This is a genomic window from Streptomyces sp. NBC_01618 (assembly GCF_045209435.1).
In the GTDB taxonomy this organism is placed as follows: Bacteria; Actinomycetota; Actinomycetes; order Streptomycetales; family Streptomycetaceae; genus Streptomyces.
The window spans coordinates 2,481,535-2,503,434 of sequence record NZ_CP109297.1 but is presented as its reverse complement, the minus strand read 5'-3'; the positions used below and the strand labels follow the sequence as shown (position 1 = coordinate 2,503,434).

Annotated in this window: 20 protein-coding genes and 1 tRNA gene; 18 read left to right on the top strand and 3 right to left on the bottom strand. The window is 68.9% G+C overall.

Annotated elements, in window-relative coordinates; all coding sequences use genetic code 11:
• Nucleotides 1–80 precede the first annotated feature (80 nt).
• The 6 genes from OH735_RS11845 (at nt 81) to OH735_RS11820 (ending at nt 7,505) form a co-directional block, all read left to right on the top strand.
• Nucleotides 81–2,105, top strand: coding sequence for a hypothetical protein (locus OH735_RS11845; protein WP_406386531.1), 2,025 nt, complete (start codon nt 81–83; stop codon nt 2,103–2,105).
• 141 nt (nt 2,106–2,246) lie between these two features.
• Nucleotides 2,247–3,473 (top strand): glycosyltransferase family 2 protein, encoded by a 1,227-nt coding sequence (locus tag OH735_RS11840; RefSeq protein ID WP_406381331.1) that lies wholly within the window; start codon nt 2,247–2,249, stop codon nt 3,471–3,473.
• Between the two features lie 146 nt (nt 3,474–3,619).
• Nucleotides 3,620–4,690 carry a glucose-1-phosphate thymidylyltransferase gene (locus OH735_RS11835; protein ID WP_406381330.1) on the top strand — a complete coding sequence of 357 codons (1,071 nt, stop codon included), beginning with the start codon at nt 3,620–3,622 and terminating at the stop codon, nt 4,688–4,690.
• Nucleotides 4,687–5,673, top strand: a complete 987-nt coding sequence (rfbB, locus tag OH735_RS11830) for a dTDP-glucose 4,6-dehydratase (RefSeq protein WP_406381329.1) — start codon at nt 4,687–4,689, stop codon at nt 5,671–5,673. Before OH735_RS11835 ends, rfbB begins: the two co-directional genes overlap by 4 nt.
• Entirely contained in the window at nt 5,670–6,554 is an 885-nt protein-coding gene (rfbD, locus tag OH735_RS11825; protein WP_406381328.1) for a dTDP-4-dehydrorhamnose reductase, read from the top strand. Before rfbB ends, rfbD begins: the two co-directional genes overlap by 4 nt.
• Nucleotides 6,555–6,710: 156 nt before the next feature.
• Entirely contained in the window at nt 6,711–7,505 is a 795-nt protein-coding gene (locus OH735_RS11820; protein WP_406381327.1) for a class I SAM-dependent methyltransferase, read from the top strand.
• A 235-nt stretch (nt 7,506–7,740) separates the two neighbouring features.
• Here the strand turns inward: OH735_RS11820 and rfbC are convergent, their stop codons facing one another.
• Nucleotides 7,741–8,340, bottom strand: a complete 600-nt coding sequence (gene rfbC / locus OH735_RS11815; RefSeq protein WP_406381326.1) for a dTDP-4-dehydrorhamnose 3,5-epimerase — start codon at nt 8,338–8,340, stop codon at nt 7,741–7,743.
• Between the two features lie 95 nt (nt 8,341–8,435).
• Entirely contained in the window at nt 8,436–10,475 is a 2,040-nt protein-coding gene (locus OH735_RS11810) for a glycosyltransferase family 2 protein (protein ID WP_406381325.1), read from the bottom strand.
• Nucleotides 10,476–10,943: 468 nt separating this feature from the next.
• On the opposite strand from OH735_RS11810, the gene proB reads away from it, so the two are divergent.
• The 5 genes from proB (at nt 10,944) to OH735_RS11785 (ending at nt 16,482) form a co-directional block, all read left to right on the top strand.
• Nucleotides 10,944–12,077, top strand: a complete 1,134-nt coding sequence (gene proB, locus OH735_RS11805) for a glutamate 5-kinase (RefSeq protein ID WP_406381324.1) — start codon at nt 10,944–10,946, stop codon at nt 12,075–12,077.
• A gap of 146 nt (nt 12,078–12,223) precedes the next feature.
• Nucleotides 12,224–12,724 (top strand): hypothetical protein, encoded by a 501-nt coding sequence (locus OH735_RS11800; RefSeq protein WP_406381323.1) that lies wholly within the window; start codon nt 12,224–12,226, stop codon nt 12,722–12,724.
• Between the two features lie 191 nt (nt 12,725–12,915).
• Nucleotides 12,916–14,199 (top strand): glutamate-5-semialdehyde dehydrogenase, encoded by a 1,284-nt coding sequence (locus OH735_RS11795; protein WP_406381322.1) that lies wholly within the window; start codon nt 12,916–12,918, stop codon nt 14,197–14,199.
• Between the two features lie 68 nt (nt 14,200–14,267).
• Nucleotides 14,268–14,870, top strand: coding sequence for a hypothetical protein (locus OH735_RS11790; protein ID WP_406381321.1), 603 nt, complete (start codon nt 14,268–14,270; stop codon nt 14,868–14,870).
• Between the two features lie 469 nt (nt 14,871–15,339).
• A complete protein-coding gene (locus OH735_RS11785) occupies nt 15,340–16,482 on the top strand; it encodes a hypothetical protein (protein WP_406381320.1) in 1,143 nt (380 codons plus the stop codon).
• On the opposite strand, the gene OH735_RS11780 is transcribed toward OH735_RS11785, so the two are convergent.
• Complete coding sequence (locus OH735_RS11780) at nt 16,469–17,560, bottom strand: M48 family metallopeptidase (protein ID WP_406381319.1); 1,092 nt, start codon at nt 17,558–17,560, stop codon at nt 16,469–16,471. The genes OH735_RS11785 and OH735_RS11780 overlap by 14 nt on opposite strands.
• 109 nt (nt 17,561–17,669) lie before the next feature.
• Here OH735_RS11780 and OH735_RS11775 point away from each other — a divergent pair, with 109 nt between their 5' ends.
• The 7 genes from OH735_RS11775 (at nt 17,670) to OH735_RS11745 (ending at nt 21,886) form a co-directional block, all read left to right on the top strand.
• On the top strand, nt 17,670–17,822 hold the full coding sequence (locus OH735_RS11775; protein WP_406381318.1) for a hypothetical protein: 153 nt from the start codon (nt 17,670–17,672) through the stop codon (nt 17,820–17,822).
• Nucleotides 17,823–17,906: 84 nt separating this feature from the next.
• A complete protein-coding gene (locus tag OH735_RS11770) occupies nt 17,907–18,071 on the top strand; it encodes a hypothetical protein (protein ID WP_406381317.1) in 165 nt (54 codons plus the stop codon).
• Nucleotides 18,072–18,109: 38 nt separating this feature from the next.
• Nucleotides 18,110–18,727 carry a nicotinate-nucleotide adenylyltransferase gene (nadD, locus tag OH735_RS11765; RefSeq protein WP_266746151.1) on the top strand — a complete coding sequence of 206 codons (618 nt, stop codon included), beginning with the start codon at nt 18,110–18,112 and terminating at the stop codon, nt 18,725–18,727.
• 19 nt (nt 18,728–18,746) lie between these two features.
• Nucleotides 18,747–20,507, top strand: coding sequence for an LCP family protein (locus tag OH735_RS11760; RefSeq protein ID WP_406381316.1), 1,761 nt, complete (start codon nt 18,747–18,749; stop codon nt 20,505–20,507).
• A 114-nt stretch (nt 20,508–20,621) separates the two neighbouring features.
• Nucleotides 20,622–21,053 (top strand): ribosome silencing factor, encoded by a 432-nt coding sequence (gene rsfS, locus OH735_RS11755; protein ID WP_406381315.1) that lies wholly within the window; start codon nt 20,622–20,624, stop codon nt 21,051–21,053.
• On the top strand, nt 21,050–21,703 hold the full coding sequence (locus OH735_RS11750) for a histidine phosphatase family protein (protein ID WP_406386530.1): 654 nt from the start codon (nt 21,050–21,052) through the stop codon (nt 21,701–21,703). The genes rsfS and OH735_RS11750 overlap by 4 nt, the downstream gene beginning before the upstream one ends.
• Nucleotides 21,704–21,813: 110 nt before the next feature.
• Nucleotides 21,814–21,886, top strand: a tRNA-Ala gene (locus tag OH735_RS11745).
• Nucleotides 21,887–21,900 lie beyond the last annotated feature (14 nt).

The following is a 21,900-nucleotide window of genomic DNA, read 5'->3' as shown; positions in this document are numbered from 1 at the left end:
CTCCGGCTTCACATTTCCCTCGCAAGGTAATCAGTCGGCACCCTCGGGAGCGGTACTTCGTGATTTCGAAAGCCATGCGCATGCTTCGTGTGGGCAGCGGTTCCGAGCTGGCCGCCGCTTTCTTCATGGCCCTGGGGTTCCCGTGCGTCATGCTCGCGGCGATAATCCCCAATCTCTGGTTCTTCGCCGGCGCCGCCGCGGTGACATATCTGGCCGACCAGTATCTGCATCACTGCGGCAGCTATCTGATCAACCGGCTCTCCGCGGTCCGCGCAGGGCTCTCGATCCGCTTCCTGGTCCGTCAGTTGCTGCTGATCCTGCTGCTCTCCCGCATGGGGTACGGGGAGCAGACGCTGTTCTACGTGACGGTCGCCTGCCTGCTGGTTTTCTACGGTCTCCAGGCACCGCAGAGCGCGGCGGTCACCCTCATCAAGCTCCGGCGCAAGCTCCCGGTGGTCACGCGCAACATCGACCTTGAGCGGGTGCGGATCCCGGACGCCCCGCCGTCGCTGCTGGTGAACCGTCCCGCGGAGAAGATGCTCCACCTGGACATCTTCGCGATGGTGGGTGTGCTGGTCGCGATCGAGACCGAGGTGACCGGCTTCGCCTACGTGGGTCTGGCCGTCACGCTGGTGCTCGCGCTCTGCTACGTGGTGGCGCTCCTGCCGTACATACGTCCGAGCCGGCTGGTGGCGTCCGAGTCCAAGGTGCTGAACGCCGTGGACACCTGGCTGGGCGAGTACAAGCCGGACGTGGCTCTCTACTTCTCCGGCTCCAATGATTCGGCCTACCAGGTCAACATGTGGCTGGAGACGATGGCGCAGCTCGACGGCCGCCCGCTGATCCTGCTGCGTGAGCGCGCGATAGTGCCTCAGCTGAACACGACGTCGGTGCCGGTGCTCTGCGTGTCCGGTGGCGTGCACCTGATGAACATGAACCTCTCGTCGGTGCGGGTCGCGCTGTACCCGGCCAACGTCGGCAAGAACATCCACATGCTCCGGGTGCCGACGATGAAGCATGTCTTCATCGGTCACGGCGACAGCGACAAGCTCGCCAGCGTCAACCCGTACAGCAAGGTGTACGACGAGGTGTGGACCGCGGGCCGGGCCGGCCGGGACCGTTACGCGCTGGCCGACGTCGGCGTGCGCGACGAGGACGTCGTCGAGGTGGGCCGCCCGCAGCTGGCCGCCATCCAGCCGTGGTCCGGTGCGCCGAAGAACCCGATCCCGACCGTGCTGTACGCCCCCACCTGGGAAGGCTGGGACGACAACCCCGGCAACACCTCGCTCCTGCTGGCCGGCGAGAACATCGTCAAGCGGCTGCTGAACGCCCAGCAGCCGGTCCGACTGCTCTACAAGCCGCACCCCTTCACGGGAACCCGCAGCGCCCAGGCCAAGGCCGTGCACCAGCGGATCACCGCGTTGATCGAGAAGGCCGCAGTGGAGCGCGCCAACGACCCCCGCTGGGCGAAGGAATCGGCGGCGCTCCAGGCGGTGCAGGCCGAGGCGCGGGCCGAGCTGGCCCGTATCGAGGCGCGGCTCGCGGCACTGTCGAGCGGTGGCAACGATTCGGGCGACGAGGCCGAGATTTCCCGCGACTCGCTGGCCGACCCGGCGCGCGAGGTCGAGATCGCGCGGCTCAAGGACGAGTGGAACGCGGCCTCGTGGCGGGCGCTCGGCTGGTGGGAGCACAAGGTCGTCACGGGCGCCCGGATGCGGCTGTACGACTGCTTCAACGAGTCGGATGCCATGGTCTCGGACATCTCCAGCGTGGTGTCGGACTTCATCGCGAGCGGCAAGCCGTACGCGGTCACCGATTCGGCGGCGCTGGGCGAGGACGAATTCCGCCGGCAGAACACCGCGGTCCGTGCCGCGGTCGTCCTGTCCAATGCCGCGACCGAGTTGGACGCCCTGCTCGCGGCGGTGGTGGACCCCGCGGCGGACACCCTGGCGGCGGACCGGCGCGAGCTGAAGGAGTACCTCCTCGGCCCGGACGAGCCCACCTCGATCGTGCAGTTCGACACGGCGGTGAAGGCCCTCGCGGCCAAGTCGGAGGCCCGGAACGCGGGCCTGGCGCGCAGCCTCGCCGAACGCGTCGGCGGTTGAGAACCCGGCTGGTTCGTTAACACAAACCATCAGGCCCGGCATAGCCCTAAAAGGGTTGTGCCGGGCCTTTGTGATAAGGGTCACACTTCAGGCGTGTGGTGTCGGGCAACCAACGCCCGAGATCGACTGTCTTCTGTTCATATGAACGAGAAGCCAATTCCTGACGTAACAGTGATCATCGGTGCATACGAGGCGATGCCCTATCTGGTCCGTTGTCTTGAATCGGTGGAGGCCCAGACCATCGGTGCCGACCGGATCGAGATCGTGGCAGTCGACGACGGTTCGACCGATGGAACCGGCGAGTACCTGGAGGAGTTCGCGGCCCGGTCCGCGGTCGCGACCCGGGTGATCAGGCAGGCGAATTCCGGTGGCCCCAGCGGGCCGCGCAATGTGGGCCTCGGTCTGGCCCGGGGTCGCTATGTCTTCTTCCTCGACGCGGACGACTATTTCGGCGACGAAGCCCTGCAACGGATGGTCGCGATGGCCGACCGGGCCCATACCGATGTGGTGCTCGGCAAGGTGATCGGGGTCAATCGCGGGGCGCCCATGTCGATGTGGACAGCCACCAAGGGCCGGGTCGACGTATACAACTCCAAGGTCATTTATACGTTGAGTGCGCAGAAACTCTTCCGGCGTGAACTGCTGGAGCGCATCGGTCTGAGATTCGACGAGAAACTCAGGACCGGTGAGGACGCGCTCTTCACCATGGAGGCCTATCTGCGCGGCGCCGGGGTCTCCATCATCTCCAACTACACCTGCTACCACCTGGTCGGCCGGGACGACGGAAAGCACGTCACCAAGAGCGGCACCTATGTGTGGCGCTTCGATTCCATGCGGGCCATGATGGCGCTCATCCACCGGCTCGAACCGGCCGGGCCGAAGCGCGACCTCCTGATGGTCCGGCCCTTCACGGTCGGGATGCTCCAGCAGTTCGGGCCCGTCCTCCTCCGGGACTCGGAAGAGGTCCGGCGCCACAAGATGGAGCTCGCGGCGCCGCTCATGGACGTGTACTGGAACGACGGCGTGGCACGCCTGATCAAGGTCGCCGAGAGACTGCGGCTCGCCGCTGTCGCCCGGGGCCGGTCCGACGTGCTGGTGGACGTGCTGACGTATTTACGGCAGAAGTCCGTTCCGGATGTGGTCAGTTCACGCAAGGGCGACCGGCTCTTCCTCGCGTACCCGCACTTCCGGGACCGGTCGAGCGGCCTCTCGGACTCCGATTTCGAGGTCACCGTGCCCGACTGGCACGACGGCAAGCGCATCGAGCGACCCGCGGCGGCGGCCCGCAGGGCGTCACTGCCGCGGCGCGTCGTCCGTCGCATGCGGCGGGACGTACGGCGCTGGTGGGCACGGCTCATCACAGGCTGAGCGGGCCCGTCCCGGCCCGGCTCCCGACGTGTGTCCCCCCTCGTTCACAGAGTTGACGCACGACGAATCGCACAGCAATTCTCAGCAAAATCGGCGACAATCGCAGCTGCGACAAGACCGATATCTCCCTCATGAGGACTGGTCACGTGAAGGCTCTCGTACTATCCGGAGGGGCCGGCACCCGCCTGCGTCCCATCACGCATACCTCGGCCAAGCAACTGGTGCCCGTGGCGAACAAGCCCGTGCTGTTCTACGGCTTGGAAGCCATCGCGGAAGCGGGGATCACCGAGGTCGGCATCATCGTGGGCGACACCGCCCCGGAGATCCGAGAGGCCGTCGGCGACGGCTCCCGGCTCGGTATCGAGGTCACCTACATCCCGCAGGACGAGCCGCTCGGCCTCGCCCACGCGGTGCTGATCGCCCGTGACTTCCTGGGGGACGACGACTTCGTCATGTACCTCGGCGACAACTTCATCGTCGGCGGGATCACCGGTCTGGTGGAGGAGTTCCGCACGGACCGGCCCGATGCGCAGATCCTGCTGACCCAGGTGCCCAACCCCACCTCCTTCGGTGTCGCGGAGCTCGACGCCCAAGGCCGGGTGGCCGCGCTGGAGGAGAAGCCGAAGGAGCCCAAGAGCGATCTGGCGCTCGTCGGTGTCTATCTCTTCACCCCCGCCATCCACGAGGCTGTCCGCTCGATCGAGCCTTCTTGGCGCGGCGAGCTGGAGATCACCCACGCCATCCAGTGGCTGATCGACCAGAAGCGCGACGTCCGCTCCACCACGATCCGCGGGTACTGGAAGGACACCGGCAACGTCACCGACATGCTGGAGGTCAACCGGACCGTCCTGGAGACCATCGAGCCGTCCCACGCGGAGGCCGACGTCGATGAGGAGAGCGAGATCATCGGCCGGGTGCGGATCGAGGCGGGCGCCAAGGTCAGCGGCAGCCGCATCGTCGGCCCCGTGATCATCGGCGCCCGGTCGGTGATCAGCGGCGCGTACGTCGGCCCGTTCACCTCGGTCTCGGAGGACTGCCGGATCGAGGACAGCGAGATCGAGTACTCCATCGTTCTGCGGGGCGCCTCCGTCGCCGGTGTCCGCCGCGTGGAGGCGTCGCTCATCGGCCGTGACGTCGAAGTGACCCCCGCCCCCCGTTCCCCGTCCGCCCACCGACTCGTGCTCGGCGACCACAGCAAGGTGCAGATCTCTTCATGACCACCAAGATTCTGGTGACCGGCGGCGCCGGCTTCATCGGCTCGCACTACGTCCGTACGGTGCTCGGCCCGGAAGGCCCCGGCGACATCGCCGTCACCGTGCTCGACAAGCTCACCTACGCGGGCAACCCGGCCAACCTCGACGAGGTGCGCGACCACCCCGGTTTCGCGTTCGTGCAGGGCGACATCTGCGACACCGAGCTGGTCGCCAAGCTGATGGCCGAGCACGACCAGGTGGTGCACTTCGCCGCCGAGTCCCATGTGGACCGCTCCATCGACGGCGGCGCCGAATTCGTCCGTACGAACGTCGTGGGCACCCACACCCTGATCCACGCCGCGCACCTGGCCGGCATCAAGACCTTCGTGCACATCTCCACCGACGAGGTCTACGGCTCCATCGACGAGGGCTCCTGGCCCGAGACCGACCCGCTCGCGCCCAACTCGCCCTACTCCGCGGCCAAGGCGTCCAGCGACCTGATCGCGCTCTCGTACCACCGCACCCACGGCCTCGACGTGCGGGTGACCCGCTGTTCCAACAACTACGGGCACCACCACTTCCCCGAGAAGGTCATCCCGCTCTTCGTCACCAACCTGCTGGACGACAGGACGGTCCCGCTCTACGGCGACGGCGCCAACGTCCGCGACTGGCTGCATATCGACGACCACGTCCAGGGCATCGAACTGGTCCGTACGAAGGGCCGGGCCGGCGAGGTCTACAACATCGGCGGCGGCACCGAGCTCTCCAACAAGGAACTCACCGGCCTGCTGTTGGAAGCCTGCGGGGCCGACTGGGACACCAGCGTCACCTACGTCGAGGATCGCAAGGGCCACGACCGCCGCTACTCCGTCGACTGCACCAAGATCCGCGAGGAGCTCGGCTACGAGCCCCGCAAGGACTTCCGCACCGGCCTCGCCGAGACCGTGCAGTGGTACCGCGAAAACCGCGCCTGGTGGGAGCCGCTGAAGGACCGGGCCGCCCTGTGAGCGCCGCATGGCTGGTCACCGGAGCCGCCGGGATGCTGGGCCGGGACGTCCTGGCCCGGCTCGCCGCTGAGGACGTCACCGTGGTCGCCGCGGATCGCGCGGTCATGGACATCACGGACCCCGATTCGGTGCGCGCCGGCTTCGCCGAGCACCGCCCCGCCGTCGTGGTGAACTGCGCCGCCTGGACCGCCGTCGACGACGCCGAGTCCCAGGAGGACGCCGCGCTGCGGGTCAACGGCACGGGCCCCGGGGTCCTCGCCGCGGCCTGCCGCGAACACGGCACCGTCCTCCTCCAGGTCTCCACCGACTACGTCTTCGCCGGGGACGGCGAGAAGCCCTACGCCGAGGACGGCCCCACCGGACCGCGCAGCGCCTACGGCCGCACCAAACTGGCCGGCGAGCAGGCCGTGCTGGACACCCTGCCGGACACGGGTTACGTGGTCCGCACCGCCTGGCTGTACGGCGCGGGCGGCGGAAACTTCGTCCGTACGATGATCAAGCTGGAGGGCGTCAAGGACACCCTCGACGTGGTGGACGACCAGCGCGGACAGCCCACCTGGACCGTCGATCTGGCGGACCGCCTGGTCCTGCTCGGACAGGCCGCCCTCGCGGGCACCGCCCCCGCGGGCGTCTACCACGGCACCAGCGGCGGCGAGACGACCTGGTTCGGCTTCACCCGGGAGATCTTCCGGCTGCTCGGCACCGACCCGGCGCGCGTCCGCCCCACGACCAGCGAGGCATTCGTACGACCGGCTCCCCGGCCCGCTTTCAGCGTGCTCGGGCACGACCGCTGGGCGGGGGCCGGGATCGAACCGATCCGGGACTGGCGGGCGGCGCTGGACGAGGCATTTCCTGCGCTCCTCGCAGCAGAGCGGCCTTGATCATCAAATGATCGTCTCTATGGTCAAATCTCGTCGAATTCAAAAGTTTTGCACAGTGAAGGTTTAACTGGAGGAGAACGCTTACATCGCAGTGCTGACATGAGGTAACTTCGCCGGGGATCAGACCAGTTGGTTCCCTCCGAAGGGCTGCTCCACGTGAACCGCCATGACTTTCTGCGTCATTTGCACCGCGTCTACCGTCCTCGGAACTATTTGGAGATCGGGGTCAACGACGGCAGAAGCCTGGCCCTCTCGCGAGTGCCGTCCGTCGCCGTCGACCCCGCCTTCCGCGTCGTGACGGACATCAGCTGCGACGTCCACCTGGTCAAGGCGACGAGCGATGCCTTCTTCGCCCGCAAGGACCCGCTGCTGCACCTGCGCAACGGCCGCAACCCGTTCCGCGCCCTGGCCCGCCGCGATCCGCTCAATGTGATCGGCGGAGACCCGAAGCTGGAGCTCGCCTTCATCGACGGCATGCACCTATTCGAGTACGCCCTGCGCGACTTCATGAACGTCGAGAAGCACGCCCGCTGGTCGAGCGTGATCGTGCTGGACGACATGCTGCCGCGCGATGTCGACGAGGCGGCCCGCGACCGGCACACCAAGTTCTGGACCGGTGACGTGTACAAGGTGGTGCAGGTGTTGCGCCGCTACCGTCCCGACCTGGTGGTCGTCGAGGTGGACACGGAACCGACCGGTGTCGTCGCCGTGTTCGGAGCCGATCCGGAGAGCAACATCCTGAAGAACGCGTACGACAAGATCATCGAGGAGTACGTCGTACCCGATCCGCAGGACGTGCCCGACGAGGTGCTGGTGCGCAAGCACGCCGTCCAGCCCGAGGCACTGCTCGGCGCCGACTTCTGGCCGGCCCTCGCCCGCGCCCGCAATCTGCGCCGCCCGCGTTCGGCGTTCGCGCCCCTGCGCAGGCGCATCGAGGCCGTGACGGGCTGACTGTTCGGCGGCCGGGCTCGATCGACGGTCCGGGACGGATCCCGGCTGTCCGGGACGGATCCCGGCTGTCCGGGACGGATCCCGGCTGTCCGGGATGGATCCCGATGGTCCGGGACGAGAACGGCCGTCCGGGACGGAACCCAGCCGTCCGGGACCAGAACGGCTGTCCGGGACCAGTGCGAAGCCCCCTGTGATCCGTACGGACCACGGGGGGCTTCGGCGTTCCCGCCCGGGCTCAGCCGCGGGCGCGCAGCTCGGCGTAGTACGCCTGGCAGGTCTCGTACGACGGCAGCAGGCCCTGCTTCTCGGCCTCGGCCAGCGAGGGGGCCGCGGCGTCCTTGTCGGACAGCAGCGGGGTGATCCCCTCGGGCCACTCGATGCCCAGCTCGGGGTCGAGCGGGTGGATGCCGTGCTCGCGGCCGGGCGCGTAGCCCTCGGAGCACAGGTAGACCACCGACGCGTCGTCCGTCAGGGCCATGAAGGCGTGGCCGAGACCCTCGGCGAGATAGACGGCGTGATGGTCCACGTCGTCGAGCCGGACGGCCTCCCACCGCTTGTACGTGGGGGAGCCCACCCGGATGTCCACGATGACGTCGAGCACCGCGCCGCGTACGCACTTGACGTACTTGGCCTGGCTCGGCGGGACATCGGCGAAGTGGACACCGCGCAGGGTTCCCCGGCTGGAGATGGAGAAGTTGGCCTGCGCGAGCTGCAGCGTGTGTCCGACGGCGTCGCCGAGCTCGGACGCCTTGAACCACTCGTGGAAGCTGCCGCGGCTGTCCGGGAAGACCTTGGGCTCATGCACCCAGGCGCCCGCGATGGAGAGCTGCCGCATGCGATCACGTCCTTGTTCCGGTGTGTTTGGTGCTGGTGCTGGTGTTGTTGGTGGGCCGTCTCGGCGGGGGAGACGGTGGATCTCGCGGGTGTGGATCAGCCGGTGAGCCGGCTCGCGAGACGCCGGGCCCGCTTACGGCCCTGCGCGGGAAGCCTGCGCACGATGGGGCCGCCGACGGTGCGCAGCGCCCGGCGCAAAGTCGCCTTGCGGCGCTGCGCGACCACGTCGGCCGTGATCGTGTGCGCGGCCTCCGGCAGCGCCGGATCCAGCTGGATCCGCCCGCCCCCGCTGACGGTGACGTCGCAGAGACTCAGCGCGGGGTTCTTCTCGCCGTCCAGCCGGACGGAGAGCTTCCAGGCGCCCGCCGCGACGCCGGGGGCGCGGCTCGGCACCCTGAGATGGGCCCGGCCCGCTGCCGGGTACAGCACCGTACGCACCGTGCGCACGGCCGAGCCGGTCCCCTCGGCCGGACTCAGGACCAGCTGGACGTCGGACGGGGCGGTGGTGGTGGTCGTGAAGAGGTCCAGCCGGAGTTCGGGCCGACGGCCCGCCGTCCGCAGCGCGGGACGGCCGTCCAGGTGGGCGGCGAGCTTCTTGCTGCGGCGGCCCACATCGAGCGTGAGGTTGCCGTGCGGTTCGGTGAAGTACGGGATGACGCCACGGGCCGGCGAGCCGAGCGACGCGGGCAGGCAGGCGGCGTCCACCTCGGGGGCGCGGTCGGCGCCCAGCCTCGCCTTGCGGACCAGGCCCAGTCCGCGCAGCGGCACCCAGACGTCCCAGAAGCCGCGGGAGACCCGGCCGCGGCCCTTGACCGCCTCCGAGGACACGTGGCCGCTGCCGCGCAGGACGATCTCGCAGGCACCGTCGCCGAGGTCATCGGTCTGTGCGGTGAACTTCGCCGTACAGGGCCACTCGACGGCCGTCTCGCGATTGCGCAGCGACAGCTCGGCGGAGAACCCGTCGAGGTCGTCGGTGACGTCCAGGAGTTCGTCCTCCGCCAGCAGCCCCCCGCCGATGTCCGGGTGCAGGAAGTACCGGCCGTCCCGGCGCAGCAGCTTCACCGGCTCCTCGTCGTCGCCCTGCACCAGCCGGGCGGACACGGTGAGCGCGACGCGGCCGTCCGGCTGCCAGGCGAACTCCTCCAGGCGGGCCGACGCCTTGACGGACCCGGCGAACCGGGCGATCCGGAGCAGACCCTCCCGGTCGTCCCTGCGCAGGAGCGTGGAGCGGATTCGCAGCAGCGGGCCGAGGCCGTTGTGCACCCCGTCGCCCATGAAGTCGATGGCCAGCGGCCTGATCGCGTCGCACATCTGCTGGAAGAACTCGGGCTGGTACCTCACCACCGCGGGCTCGCTGAGCCGGCTCAGCATCTCGACGCGGTAGAAGCGGCGGAGCAGCAGATCCCGGAACTCGCCCGGCTCGGTGTTGTCGATCACGACGTCCAGGACTTCGCGGAGGTTCCCGTAGTACTGGGACGGGACGATCCTGGTGGATCCCGCGTTCTTGCCGTCGTCGCGCCGGGAGTAGAAGTAGCAGGTGTAGTTGCCGAGGATCGAGACGACCTCGGCGGGGAAGTACGCCTGCATCATGTAGAGCTGGTCCTCGAGGCGGCGCTTGCCCTCGGGGTAGGCGATGCCGTTCTCGCGGAGGAACTTCGTACGGAACATCTTGTGCGGGGTGAGGCTGTCGTACAGGGGCGCGTCGCGCAGATTGCACTTCTCGCGGTTCTTCTTGAACACGCCGTGCGGGACGCCGCGGAAGTTACTGGCCACCTTGCCGATGACGATGTCGGAGCGGTTGCGGTGCCCCATTTCGTACAGCTGGCGCAGGGCGTCGGAGGCGAGATGGTCGTCCTGGTCGACGAACTGGACGTACTCGCCCTTCGCCTCGTTCACACCGATGTTGCGCGGCTTTCCGGGCCAGCCCGAATTCGGGATGGTGATGACACGGAAATGCGAGTGCTCCACGGCCAGCTTTTCGAGCCGTTCGCGAGTGTCGTCCGTCGAGCCATCGTTGACGAAGAGAACTTCGAACTCCCCTGCACGGAGGGTCTGTCGCAGCAGCGAGTCGATGCAGGGGTCGATGTACTTGCCCGGGTTGTATACAGGAATGACGACACTTACTTTGACTGGCATCTCTGCTGTCCCATGTCTGGTAGAGGTCCTTCTGGCCGACGGCGGGTGCGGGGTCTGCGCTGCTGAAAAATGGGCATAAGTAGCCGGCCGCCGTGCACCCTATCGGCTGTTAGATGGCCAGGGTGCCTCGATGGTTGCTCCGGTGCAGGCACAGTGATTGTGCCGACATGTAGCGGATGTCGTCGGGAGATCCGCAGGGTTTCTTCGACAAAAGCGGGTGGTCGCGCAATGCGCCGAGTGCCTTGATCTCGGGGCACGGAATCGGAAGGGCCGCCTCCGGTAGCTCGGGTTACTGGGCTCGGGTTTGGGACTCGCACCCGGGTGTCCCGGCGCGGCGGCTCCGTGGCCCGGAGGCTCGCGTCCACGGGGCGGAACGCACAGGCGCCCGTCCACGGGGCGGAACGCACAGGCGCCCGTCCCGCCGCTCGCGTAGATTGCGGGGACCGGGCGGAGGCCGAATCATTGGGGATGTACGTGTCAGGGGCAAGGCAGGGCGTCGCAGAGGCCCACAGGATCGTGGTCAAGGTCGGTTCCTCATCCCTCACCACCGCGGCAGGCGGCCTCGACGCGGATCGCGTCGACGCGCTCGTCGACGTGCTCGCCAGGGTGAGGAGCGGCGGGGAGCGCGAGATCGTGCTCGTCTCCAGCGGCGCCATCGCGGCCGGGCTCGCCCCGCTCGGGCTGCTCCGCCGGCCCAAGGACCTGGCCAGGCAGCAGGCCGCGGCCAGCGTCGGCCAGGGGCTGCTCGTCGCCCGTTACACCGCTTCCTTCGCCCGGTACGGCGTGCGCGTCGGTCAGGTGCTGCTCACCAGCAACGACACCAGTCGCCGCGCCCACTACCGCAACGCCTACCGCACCCTCGACCAGCTCCTGGACATGGGCGCGCTCCCGATCGTCAACGAGAACGACACCGTCGCCACCGACGAGATCCGGTTCGGCGACAACGACCGGCTCGCCGCGCTCGTCGCCCATCTCGTCCGCGCCGATCTCCTGGTCCTCCTCTCCGACGTGGACGGGCTGTACGACGGCGACCCGAGCACCCCGGGCAGCTCACGGGTCGCCGAAGTGGCCGGGCCCGAGGACCTCGCGGGTGTCACCATCGGCAGTGCGGGGAAGGCGGGCGTCGGCACCGGCGGCATGGTCACCAAGGTCGAGGCCGCCCGGATCGCCACGGCCGCCGGAGTCCCCGTCGTCCTCACCTCGGCGAGCCGGGCCGCCGACGCCCTGGCCGGACGCGACACCGGTACGTACTTCCACCGCACCGGACGACGGTCGGCCGACCGGCTGCTCTGGCTCGCCCACGCCTCCACCCCGCAGGGCTCGCTGACCCTCGACGACGGGGCCGTACAGGCGGTCGTCCAACGGCACAGCTCGCTGCTGCCTGCCGGAATCGCCGCGGTCGAAGGCGAGTTCACCGCGGGCGACCCGGTGGAACTGCGCGACCTCGAAGGCCGGCCCGTGGCCCGCGGACTCGTCAACTTCGACGCCAAGGAGATCCCGCAGCTGCTCGGCCGCTCCACCCGCGACCTGGCACGCGAACTGGGTCCGGCATATGAGCGCGAGGTCGTACACAGGGACGATCTCGTCCTCCTGCACCCCTGACAGACACCCTGAAACGGCTGAAAGTCCAGCTTCAGGGCGGAGACCTTCATGAAAACCGCCCCATCCTCGGCCGCGGACTGGTCAACTTTGTCACGGGGGCACACAGCGGGGTACAGCACAGCAAACGCATTCACAGGAGGCCGCCGGTGAGACGAGCGCGCCCGGGGGCGCCGCCCCGAGGAACGGGTGGCCGGGCCCTGACCAGTGTCGGAGCAGGTGTCGGCTTCGACGAGAGACGGTCCATGGACCGTGCGGACGACCGGACCACCCTGTCCGAGTCGGCCGGTGCGGAGGAGGAACGCACTCCGTCGAGACTCTGGCACATCACGCTCAGTGTCTCGGGCACCGCGATTCCGCTGAAGGAGGTCAGACGCGGGCTCGAACAGCTCGCGCACGACCACCCCTTCCTGCTGACCAGCCGGTACGCCAACGACCACGCGGAGATCCGCTACTGGGAAGAGGCCCGCGATCTGCACGACGCGGCGGCCGTCGCGCTGCGGCTGTGGGGAGAGCACCGCTCCACCGCCAAGCTTCCGCCCTGGGAGATCGTCGGCCTGGAGGTCATCGACCGCGAGACGTACCACCAGCGCGTCGCCGAGGGCTACGGACCGCCCCCGGCCGCCCCGGTCGGCGTTCACCCGTACTGAGCACGGCGACGGCCCCGGGGCGGTCGTCTTCGGGGCGGCCGCCCCGTATCACGGAACGGGTTCGGGGCGGCTGTTCCGTATCACGGAACGGGTTCGGGTAGCTGTCCCGCTCACGGAACGGGCTCGGGGCAGTTGTCTCGCATCACGGGATACGTGAGGGATGCCCGCAGTGTGCGCACTACTCTGCGGGCATGACCACGCTCTCGCCGTACGACAACATGTCCCCGGTCGCCCAGGCCGCCTACCGGGCCCGCTCCGCCGCCGCCGACCTCGCGCCGCTGCCGCGCGCGGCGAAGGACGATGCGCTGCTGGCGATCGCGGACGCGCTGGAGGTGCGGACGAGCGAGCTCGTCGCGGCCAATGCCGAGGACGTCGCCCGCGCCCGCGAGGCCGGGACCAGCGAGTCGATCGTCGACCGGCTCACCCTCACGCCGGAGCGGATCCGCGCCATCGCCGCCGACGTGCGGGACGTGGCGGCGCTGCCCGACCCGGTCGGCGAGGTCGTCCGCGGCTCGACCCTGCCCAACGGCATCGATCTGCGACAGGTCCGGGTGCCGCTTGGCGTGGTCGGGATCATCTACGAGGCCCGGCCCAATGTGACGGTCGACGCCGCGGCCCTCTGCCTCAAGTCGGGCAACGCCGTCCTGCTGCGCGGCTCGTCCTCCGCGTACGCCTCGAATGTCGCGCTGGTGCGGGTGCTGCGGGACGCCGTCGGGGGGGCCGGTCTCCCGGCCGACGCGGTGCAGTTGGTGCCGGGCGAGAGCCGCGACTCGGTGCGGGAACTGATGCGGGCCCGCGGCCTCGTCGACGTCCTCATTCCGCGCGGCGGCGCCTCGCTGATCCGTACGGTGGTCGAGGAGTCCACCGTTCCGGTCATCGAGACCGGCACCGGCAACTGCCATGTGTACGTGGACGCGCAGACCGACCTCGACATGGCCGTCGACATCCTGATCAACTCCAAGGCGCAGCGCCCGAGCGTCTGCAACGCCGCCGAGACGCTCCTGGTCCACAAGGACGTCGCCGCGGACTTCCTGCCCCGCGCCCTGGAGGCGCTGGCCGACGCCGGGGTGACCGTGCACGGCGACGAGCGGGTCCTCGAATACGCCGAGGGGTCCAAGGCCACCGTGGTGGCGGCGACGCCGGAGGACTGGGAGACCGAGTACCTCTCGTACGACATCGCCGCCGCCGTCGTGGAATCGCTGGACGCGGCCGTCGCGCACATCCGGCTCTGGTCCTCGGGCCACACCGAGGCGATCGTGACCACTTCCCAGGCCGCGGCCCGCCGTTTCACCCAGTTGGTGGACTCCACGACGGTGGCCGTGAACGCGTCCACGCGCTTCACCGACGGCGGCCAGTTCGGCTTCGGAGCGGAGATCGGCATCTCCACCCAGAAGCTGCACGCCAGGGGCCCGATGGGGCTGCCGGAGCTCACCTCGACGAAGTACATCGTCACCGGCGACGGCCACGTGCGGTGACCCGTCCGCGTTCGGTGAATGTTGTCGGCTCCCTGCCCAGAACGACCCGGCGGGTCTAGTCTGGAGTGGTGCCGGACGACGTGGGGGGCAGGCCGTTCCCGGACGGCTGGGAGCCCGACGACGACCGCGGGGGCGCGGACGAGGACTTCGCCTCCGTGGTGTTCGACGAGGACTTCGTGCGGGCTGCCGAGATCCATGAACCCACCGCCGTCGAGCGGCTGCTGGCCGCTGCGCAGGCGCGCGCCGAGGCGGAGGCGTCCCGGGCGCGGGCGGGTGGCGGCCCACTGGACGACGAACTCCCCGACGAGGGCTACGGGCCGGACGGCGCATACGGCCGCGGGAGCGCCTACGACGACCCGCTGGACCCGGATGACGACGCGTACGGCACCGGCCCCTACGGGCGCCACGGCGGCGCTCTGCGCCCCTACCGGGGTTCGGCACGCTGGCACCGGCCGGTGGCCTGGCTGCTGGCCGTGCTGATGGGCATCGGAATGGTCGCGCTGGCCTTCAGCGCCGTCTACCGCAACAGCTCGGGCAGCCGCCAGGAGCCCGCCCCACTGCCCGCCGCCACGGGCGTGGACAGCGCCCCGGGACCCGCCCCCAGCCCCATCCCCTCTGCCTCGGCCGGTTACCCCCGCCCCACCGTCTCGGCGGTCCCCCACACAGGCTGACACCACCGACGACGAACAGGCCCCCACGTAGGCCGTGTCCCTCCCTCCCTGCATACGCCGTGTCCCGCGCCGCGTGCGGGCCTGCTGCCCCCGCGTCGCCCGCCCAGTTCCGAAGGCGTCCGGCGCATGTCCTGGGGGCTTCCGCGTGTGCCCTGGGAAGCGTCCCGCGGGGTCCTCAGCTCGTCCCGCGCAGGCCCGGGAGATGTCCCGCGCCCGTCCTGAGGGCGGTTCTCCGGGCACCGGGGCAACTCTCCGATGGTTCTCCAGCGGCTCGGCGTTTACCTCGGTCGTAATCGACCTACCCTGAAGGTGTGACCCCTCTCTACGAGGGGGCTTCTCACTCGTCCGTACATGCGCAGTCATGCGACGTCATGCGAACTCATGACGGGCAGGCCCTGTCCGAAGCCACTCGGCCGAAGCAGAGCGAAACGTTTCGGCCCCGGTCGGTGACGTGGAGTCGGGAGAAGTCATGGCAGACCGTGGAGAACCACCAGAAGGTCCGCCCGAGAACGCACCGGGCGGCGGTGAGGACGAGTACCGGTCACTCGTTTTCGACGAGTCGTTCGTACGTGCGGCACGGCTGAAGGAATTCTCCGCCGAGGAACGCATGGGGGACCACGCCCGTGCCGTGCGCAGCCTCCCGCCCCGGAGCCTCCGAGCCGGCTCCAGAGCCGCCATCGCCCTGGTCCTCCTGATCGCCCTCGCCTTCGCGACCGCCGTGTACATGGGCTTCCGCCATCCTTACCAGGCGCCTGTCGGCAAAAGGGCCGAGACCCTCAGATCGACCGTCGTATCCCTGGCCCCCCGGTCCGCCGTGCCCGGCGGAACACCCGCAGAACTCCTTGCGAAGAGCCCCGCCGCGCAATTCGCAAAAGGTGCCGAAGGCATCAACCCGCCGTCGATCCGGGCGACGGACAACTTCTCGGACAGCCAGGTGGCAGCGGCCCTGACCACGGTCAAGGACTACCTGGTGGCGTCCTCGCTCGACCCCGACGTCCTCACCGGCCATGCGGTGCGGCCGGTGGAACTGCTGCTCGATCCGGACCAGACGGCCCAGTTCCACCGCAGTATGAACCGGCCGGACGACGACGGGCAGCATGCCCCGACCGGCTGGCTGGTGCGGTTCGACCCGGTGAAGGTGACGCTGGCCGGTCCGGACATCCGGGTCCGGGGCACCCTGAGCTACACCGAGACGGGGTCGGACACCCTGGAAGTGGTGTCGGACCACACCTTCACCTACACGCTCCGCCCGGCCGCTTCGGGACCCCAACGGGTGGACGGCGCCTCGCTCTTCACCGTACGGCGCGAGCTGGTCTTCCGCTTCGACCGTGAAGACCTGCGGCTGCACCGGCTGGAGGTTCGCACCAGCTACGTCCAGGCCGGACCGCAGGCGTGCCCGACGGACACCGCCGGCACGCTGCGGCCGCTGCTCGCCGGGCAGCGCGCCGTCTCCCACGGCCCTGCGGGTACCGACCCGTACACCACAGGCCGGCCCACTGCGGCACTCTGCGGAACGCTGGCGGTCAGCTCCCCGCAGGCCCCGGCGCAGTCCCCGGCCCCTCAGGGTTCCCAGGCTCCTCCGGCCGTGCAGAGCCCGCCTAGCCGTCCGTAGCGCCGTCCTTGCCGGCCGTGCCCGCGTCCTTGCCGGTCGTGCCCCCGCCCTGGCCGGTGAACTTGTCACGGAGTTTGCCGCCCAGGTCCCCGGCACCGCCCGCTATGTCGCCGACCAGCTTCATCAGCGGGTCCTTGCTACTGCGCACCGCGTCCGCGTAATGCGTCGCGGACTCCCGGAAGGAATCCGTCACCGAGGTGTCCTTGTCCTCGTCGCGCCGCGGGTAGTGGCCGTCCATGATCCGCTGGTAGTCGCGGGTCTCGGACCACTTCTTCAGCTCGGCCGCGCGCACCGTGGTGAAGGGGTGCGAACGGGGCAGCAGATTGAGGATCTTGAGCACCGAGTCGCGCAGGTCGCCGCCCTTCTCGTACTCGTCGGCCTGGGCGAGGAAGGCGTCCACATTCATCTCGTGCAGATGATTGCCGCCCGCGATCTTCATCAGACCGCGCATCGATGCCTGCAGATCCTGGCCGACGAGGAGCCCCGCCCGGTCGGCCGACAGCTCCGACTTGCGGAACCACTCCCGCAGTGCCGTAACGATCGCCATGATCGCGACATTGCCGAGCGGGATCCAGGCGACCTTCAGCGCGATATTCGTGAGGAACAGCAGGATCGTGCGGTACACGGCGTGGCCGGAGAGGGCGTGTCCCACCTCGTGGCCGATGACGGCCCGCATCTCCTCCTCGTCGAGCAGCTCCACCAGCCCCGTCGTCACCACGATGATCGGCTCGTCGAGACCGATGCACATGGCATTGGGCTGCGGGTCCTGATTAACGTACATCGGCGGGACCTTCTCCAGGTCCAGGATGTAACAGGCGTCCCGCAGCATCTCGTTGAGATGGACGAACTGGGCGTCGCTCACCCGGACGGAGTCGGAGAGGAAGAGCAGTCGCAGGCTCCGCTCGGGCAGCAGGCCGCTCAGCGTCTTGAAGACGGTGTCGAAACCGCTCAGCTTGCGCAGGGCTACCAGAGCCGAGCGGTCCGCCGGGTGTTCGTAGGCCCGGGACGAGATCCCTGCGAAGCGCCTGCGCTGCCTGCTTGGCACGTTCTCGCGGCTCTCGTGGCTACTTTCGGTCATGAATGGGCCCCCTGTTCGTACGAGACGTCGCTCGCCCCCTGACAAAACCCAGCGTAGGTGCTGGGGCTACGGTGTGCGGGGGCTGTGGATAACTGAGGAGACGCCCGACATGCCGCAAACCGTTGCTCTGCTCGCCGCCGCATCCGAGGATCAGGGGCCCGGCAACACGCTCCGCATCGTGCTGCTCGCCTCGCTCGTCGGAGCCGGCCTGCTCGGCTGGTTCCTGCTCCGCGGATACCGCAACAACGACCACAACGACTGAGTCGGCGTGAGCGTGCCCGGGGCTCCCGCATACGATGTGCGCGACGTCTTCCTTCCGACTCCCGATCGATAGGTCCTGCCGAAGATGAGCCTCACAAGCACCGCGCACCAGCTGGTCACCGTCGCCGCCGAGGGCGGCGAACACGGTGGCAACCACGCAAGCCTCAGCCCGTTCGTCATCGGAGGCGGTGCGTTCGTTGCGCTGATGCTCCTGTTGTGGATCACCACTCGCTTCAACCGCGACCGCTGAGGCGGAGGCGTACAGCTGTGCCAGTAGGCTCTGCACGCATGGGAGAGCAGGAAGTGCCTACCGGCCACAGAAAGCGCCGAATCGGCGTGATGGGCGGGACATTTGACCCGATTCATCATGGACACCTGGTGGCGGCCAGTGAAGTGGCCGCCCAGTTCCACCTCGACGAGGTGATCTTCGTGCCGACCGGGCAGCCGTGGCAGAAGAGTCACAAGAACGTCTCCCCGGCCGAGGACCGCTATCTGATGACGGTCATCGCGACGGCGTCCAACCCCCAGTTCTCGGTCAGTCGGAGCGACATCGACCGCAGCGGGCCGACGTACACCATCGATACGCTGCGGGATCTGCGCGCGGTCCATGGCGACGCGGACCTCTTCTTCATCACCGGCGCCGACGCGCTCGCCCAGATCCTCACCTGGCGGGACGCCGACGAACTCTTCTCGCTCTCCCACTTCATCGGTGTGACGCGGCCGGGGCATGTGCTCACGGACCCCGGACTGCCGGAAGGCGGGGTCTCCCTCGTGGAGGTACCCGCGCTCGCGATCTCGTCCACGGACTGCCGTCAGAGGGTCGCGCAGGGGGAGCCTGTCTGGTACTTGGTGCCGGACGGCGTGGTCCGCTACATCGACAAGCGCCAGCTGTACCGCGGCGAATGAGCCACGCAGAGGGGCACCGGTGAACGACCGACAGAACCCGTACGACCCGTACTACCAGCAGCCGCAGATCGTCGGCTACGACGAGTACGGGCAGCCCGTGTACCAGCAGGCCGGACAGCAGGCGTACGACCCGTATGCGCCTCAACAGCCCCAGCAGCAGCCGTATGAGGGTGGCCAGGGGTACGGATACGACCCGTACGCCCAGCCTCAGCCCCAGGCCCAGGCCCAGCAGCCGCAGGTGTACGACCCGTATGGCTCGCAGCCGTCCCAGCAGCCGCAGCCGCAGCCGCCCCAGCAACCGCAGCAGCAGGCCTACGGCGGCTACGACGGTTACGGCTACGACACCGGTCGGCAGCCCGCCGCGGTCGACACCACCCAGCAGTGGAACATCCCGCAACAGGCCTCCGCGCAGCCCCCGGCACAGCCCCCGCCTCCGCCCGCACCGGCGCCGGTCACGCAGGAACCCCGGCCGGAGGGCGACGCCGGGGCCGGGCCGGATGCGTCCGTTCCCGGGCAGCGCCGCGCCGACTACCGCACCGAGCAGTTCTCCTTCATCGAGGAGCCCGACGAGGACTCCGAAGACGTCATCGACTGGCTGAAGTTCACCGAGAGCCGCAGTGAGCGGCGCGAGGAGGCGCGGCGCCGCGGCCGCAACCGCATGGTCGCGCTGATAGTCGTGGTGGTCCTGGTGGTGGTCGGCGGTGTCGGCTACCTCTGGTCCGCCGGAAAGATCCCAGGCCTCTCCGGTTCGGAGAACGACAACACGGCATCGACGGGCCCGCAGCAGCGGGACGTCATCGTGGTCCATCTGCACAACACCAAGAACGGCGGCACCTCCACGGCGCTGCTCGTCGACAATGTGACGACCAAACAGGGCACCACGGTCCTGCTCCCCAACTCGCTCGCGGTCTCCGACGACGAGGGCGTCACGACCACCCTCGGCAAGTCCGTCGAGGACGACGGCACCACCGGCACCCGCGATTCCATCGACACGCTGCTCGGCACGAGCATCAGCGGTACATGGCGGCTCGACACCCCCTATCTGGAGACCCTCGTCGATCTGGTCGGCCACATCGAGGTGGACACCGACACCGAGGTGCCCGACACGAAGGAGGGCGCTTCCCCCCTGGTGAAGAAGGGCGAGGCGCAGACCCTGAGCGGTCAGATGGCCGTCGCGTACGCCACCTACCGGGCGCCCGGCGAGGCCGAGACGAAGCAGCTCACGCGGTTCGGGGAGGTGCTGCGGGGTGTTCTGCGGAAGATCTCGGACGATCCGAAGACCGCCACGGTCACCGTGCAGACACTGGCGCAGATCCTCGACCCGTCACTCCCCGAGAAGGACCTGGGCGCCTCCCTCGCGAAGCTCGCCCAGCACGCCAAGATCGGCGATTACAAGACGGCCCTGCTGCCGGTGCAGGCCGACGGCACACTCACCGAAGCGGCCACCGAGAGTGTCGTCAAGGACATCCTGGGTGGCACGGTGAAGGCGCCGTCCGCCGACGCGGCGGTACGGGTCGGAGTCAAGAACGCCACCGGGAACAAGGACGGCACCGAGTCCGCCCGGATCAAGCTGGTCAACGGTGGCTATGCCTTCGTCGGCGGCGGCACGGCCGAGGCCGTGGCACTGTCCGAGGTCCTTTACAAGACCGCGGCGGACAAGGAAAAGGCCACGCAGGTCGCCAAGACCCTGGGGCTGCCGACAAGTGCGGTGAAGCAGGGCAAGCCCGCCGCGAACGCGGATGTGTCCGTCGTGCTCGGTCAGAACTACAAGATCAAATGACCGGGGCCGCGCCGGCCGGATGATGTCGATTCGACCTTCGAACGTTCGCTGCGTGGGCTGTCGGCGGTCCGTGAGACCCTAGGGGTTGATCTGACCGCCGACGAAAGCCTGCTTGTGACCGCCACGGACCGCTCCATCGAGCTCATCAACGCCGCCGCTCAGGCGGCCGCCGACCGGCTCGCGCACGACATCATTGCGTACGACGTCAGCGACGTGCTGTCGATCACGGACGCCTTCCTGCTGGCCTCGGCCCCCAACGACCGCCAGGTCAAGGCGATCGTCGACGAGATCGAGGAGCGGCTCCAGAAGGAGCTCGGCGCCAAGCCGGTACGCCGTGAGGGCGACCGCGACGCGCGCTGGATCCTCCTCGACTACGTCGACATCGTCATCCACGTCCAGCACAGCGAGGAGCGTGTCTTCTACGCGCTGGAGCGCCTCTGGAAGGACTGCCCCGAGATTGCGCTCCCCGAGGACGCCGTCAAGACCCGCGGCAAGGCCAAGGAGCACGCCCAGCTCACCGGCAGCACGGAAGGTGAGCAGAGCTGAACGGCAGCGGAAGCGGCAGGGGCCGCAGGATCGTCCTCTGGCGACACGGCCAGACGGCATGGAATCTGGAGCGCCGGTTCCAGGGCTCCACGGACATCGCGCTCACCGAGGCCGGCGTCGGGCAGGCCCGGCGGGCCGCCCGGCTGCTCGCCTCGCTGGGGCCGGATGCGATCGTCGCCTCCGACCTGCAGCGGGCGACGGCCACGGCCGCCGAGCTCGCCGCGATCACCGGTCTCGAAGTCGCGCACGACGCGGGACTGCGGGAGACGTACGCCGGTGCCTGGCAAGGCCTGACCCACGAGGAGATCGTCGGGCGGTACGGCGAGCAGTACGCCGCGTGGAAGCGCGGCGAGCCCGTGCGCCGCGGTGGCGGTGAGCTGGAGACCGAGGTCGCCGACCGGGCCGCCCCGGTCGTACTCGAACAGGCCGACAAGCTGCCCGACAGCGGCACGCTCGTCGTCGTCAGCCATGGTGGCACCATCCGTACCACCATCGGCCGGCTGCTGGGCCTGGAGTCGTACCACTGGGAAGGGCTCGGCGGGCTCTCCAATTGCTGCTGGTCGGTGCTGGGCGAGGGCGCGCGCGGCTGGCGCCTGCTGGAGCACAACGCCGGCACGCTGCCCGAGCCGGTACTCGGCGACGACACGTAGCGGTGAGGTCACCTCGGGGCGGCGTCGGCCGGATTTCACTTTCTGGCTGGTCACAGGCTAAAGTTCTTCTTGTTCGCAGCGCGGAAACGCAGGGAAACACAACGAACAGCGGGGCTATAGCTCAGTTGGTAGAGCGCCTGCATGGCATGCAGGAGGTCAGGAGTTCAATTCTCCTTAGCTCCACAATCAGGATCCCG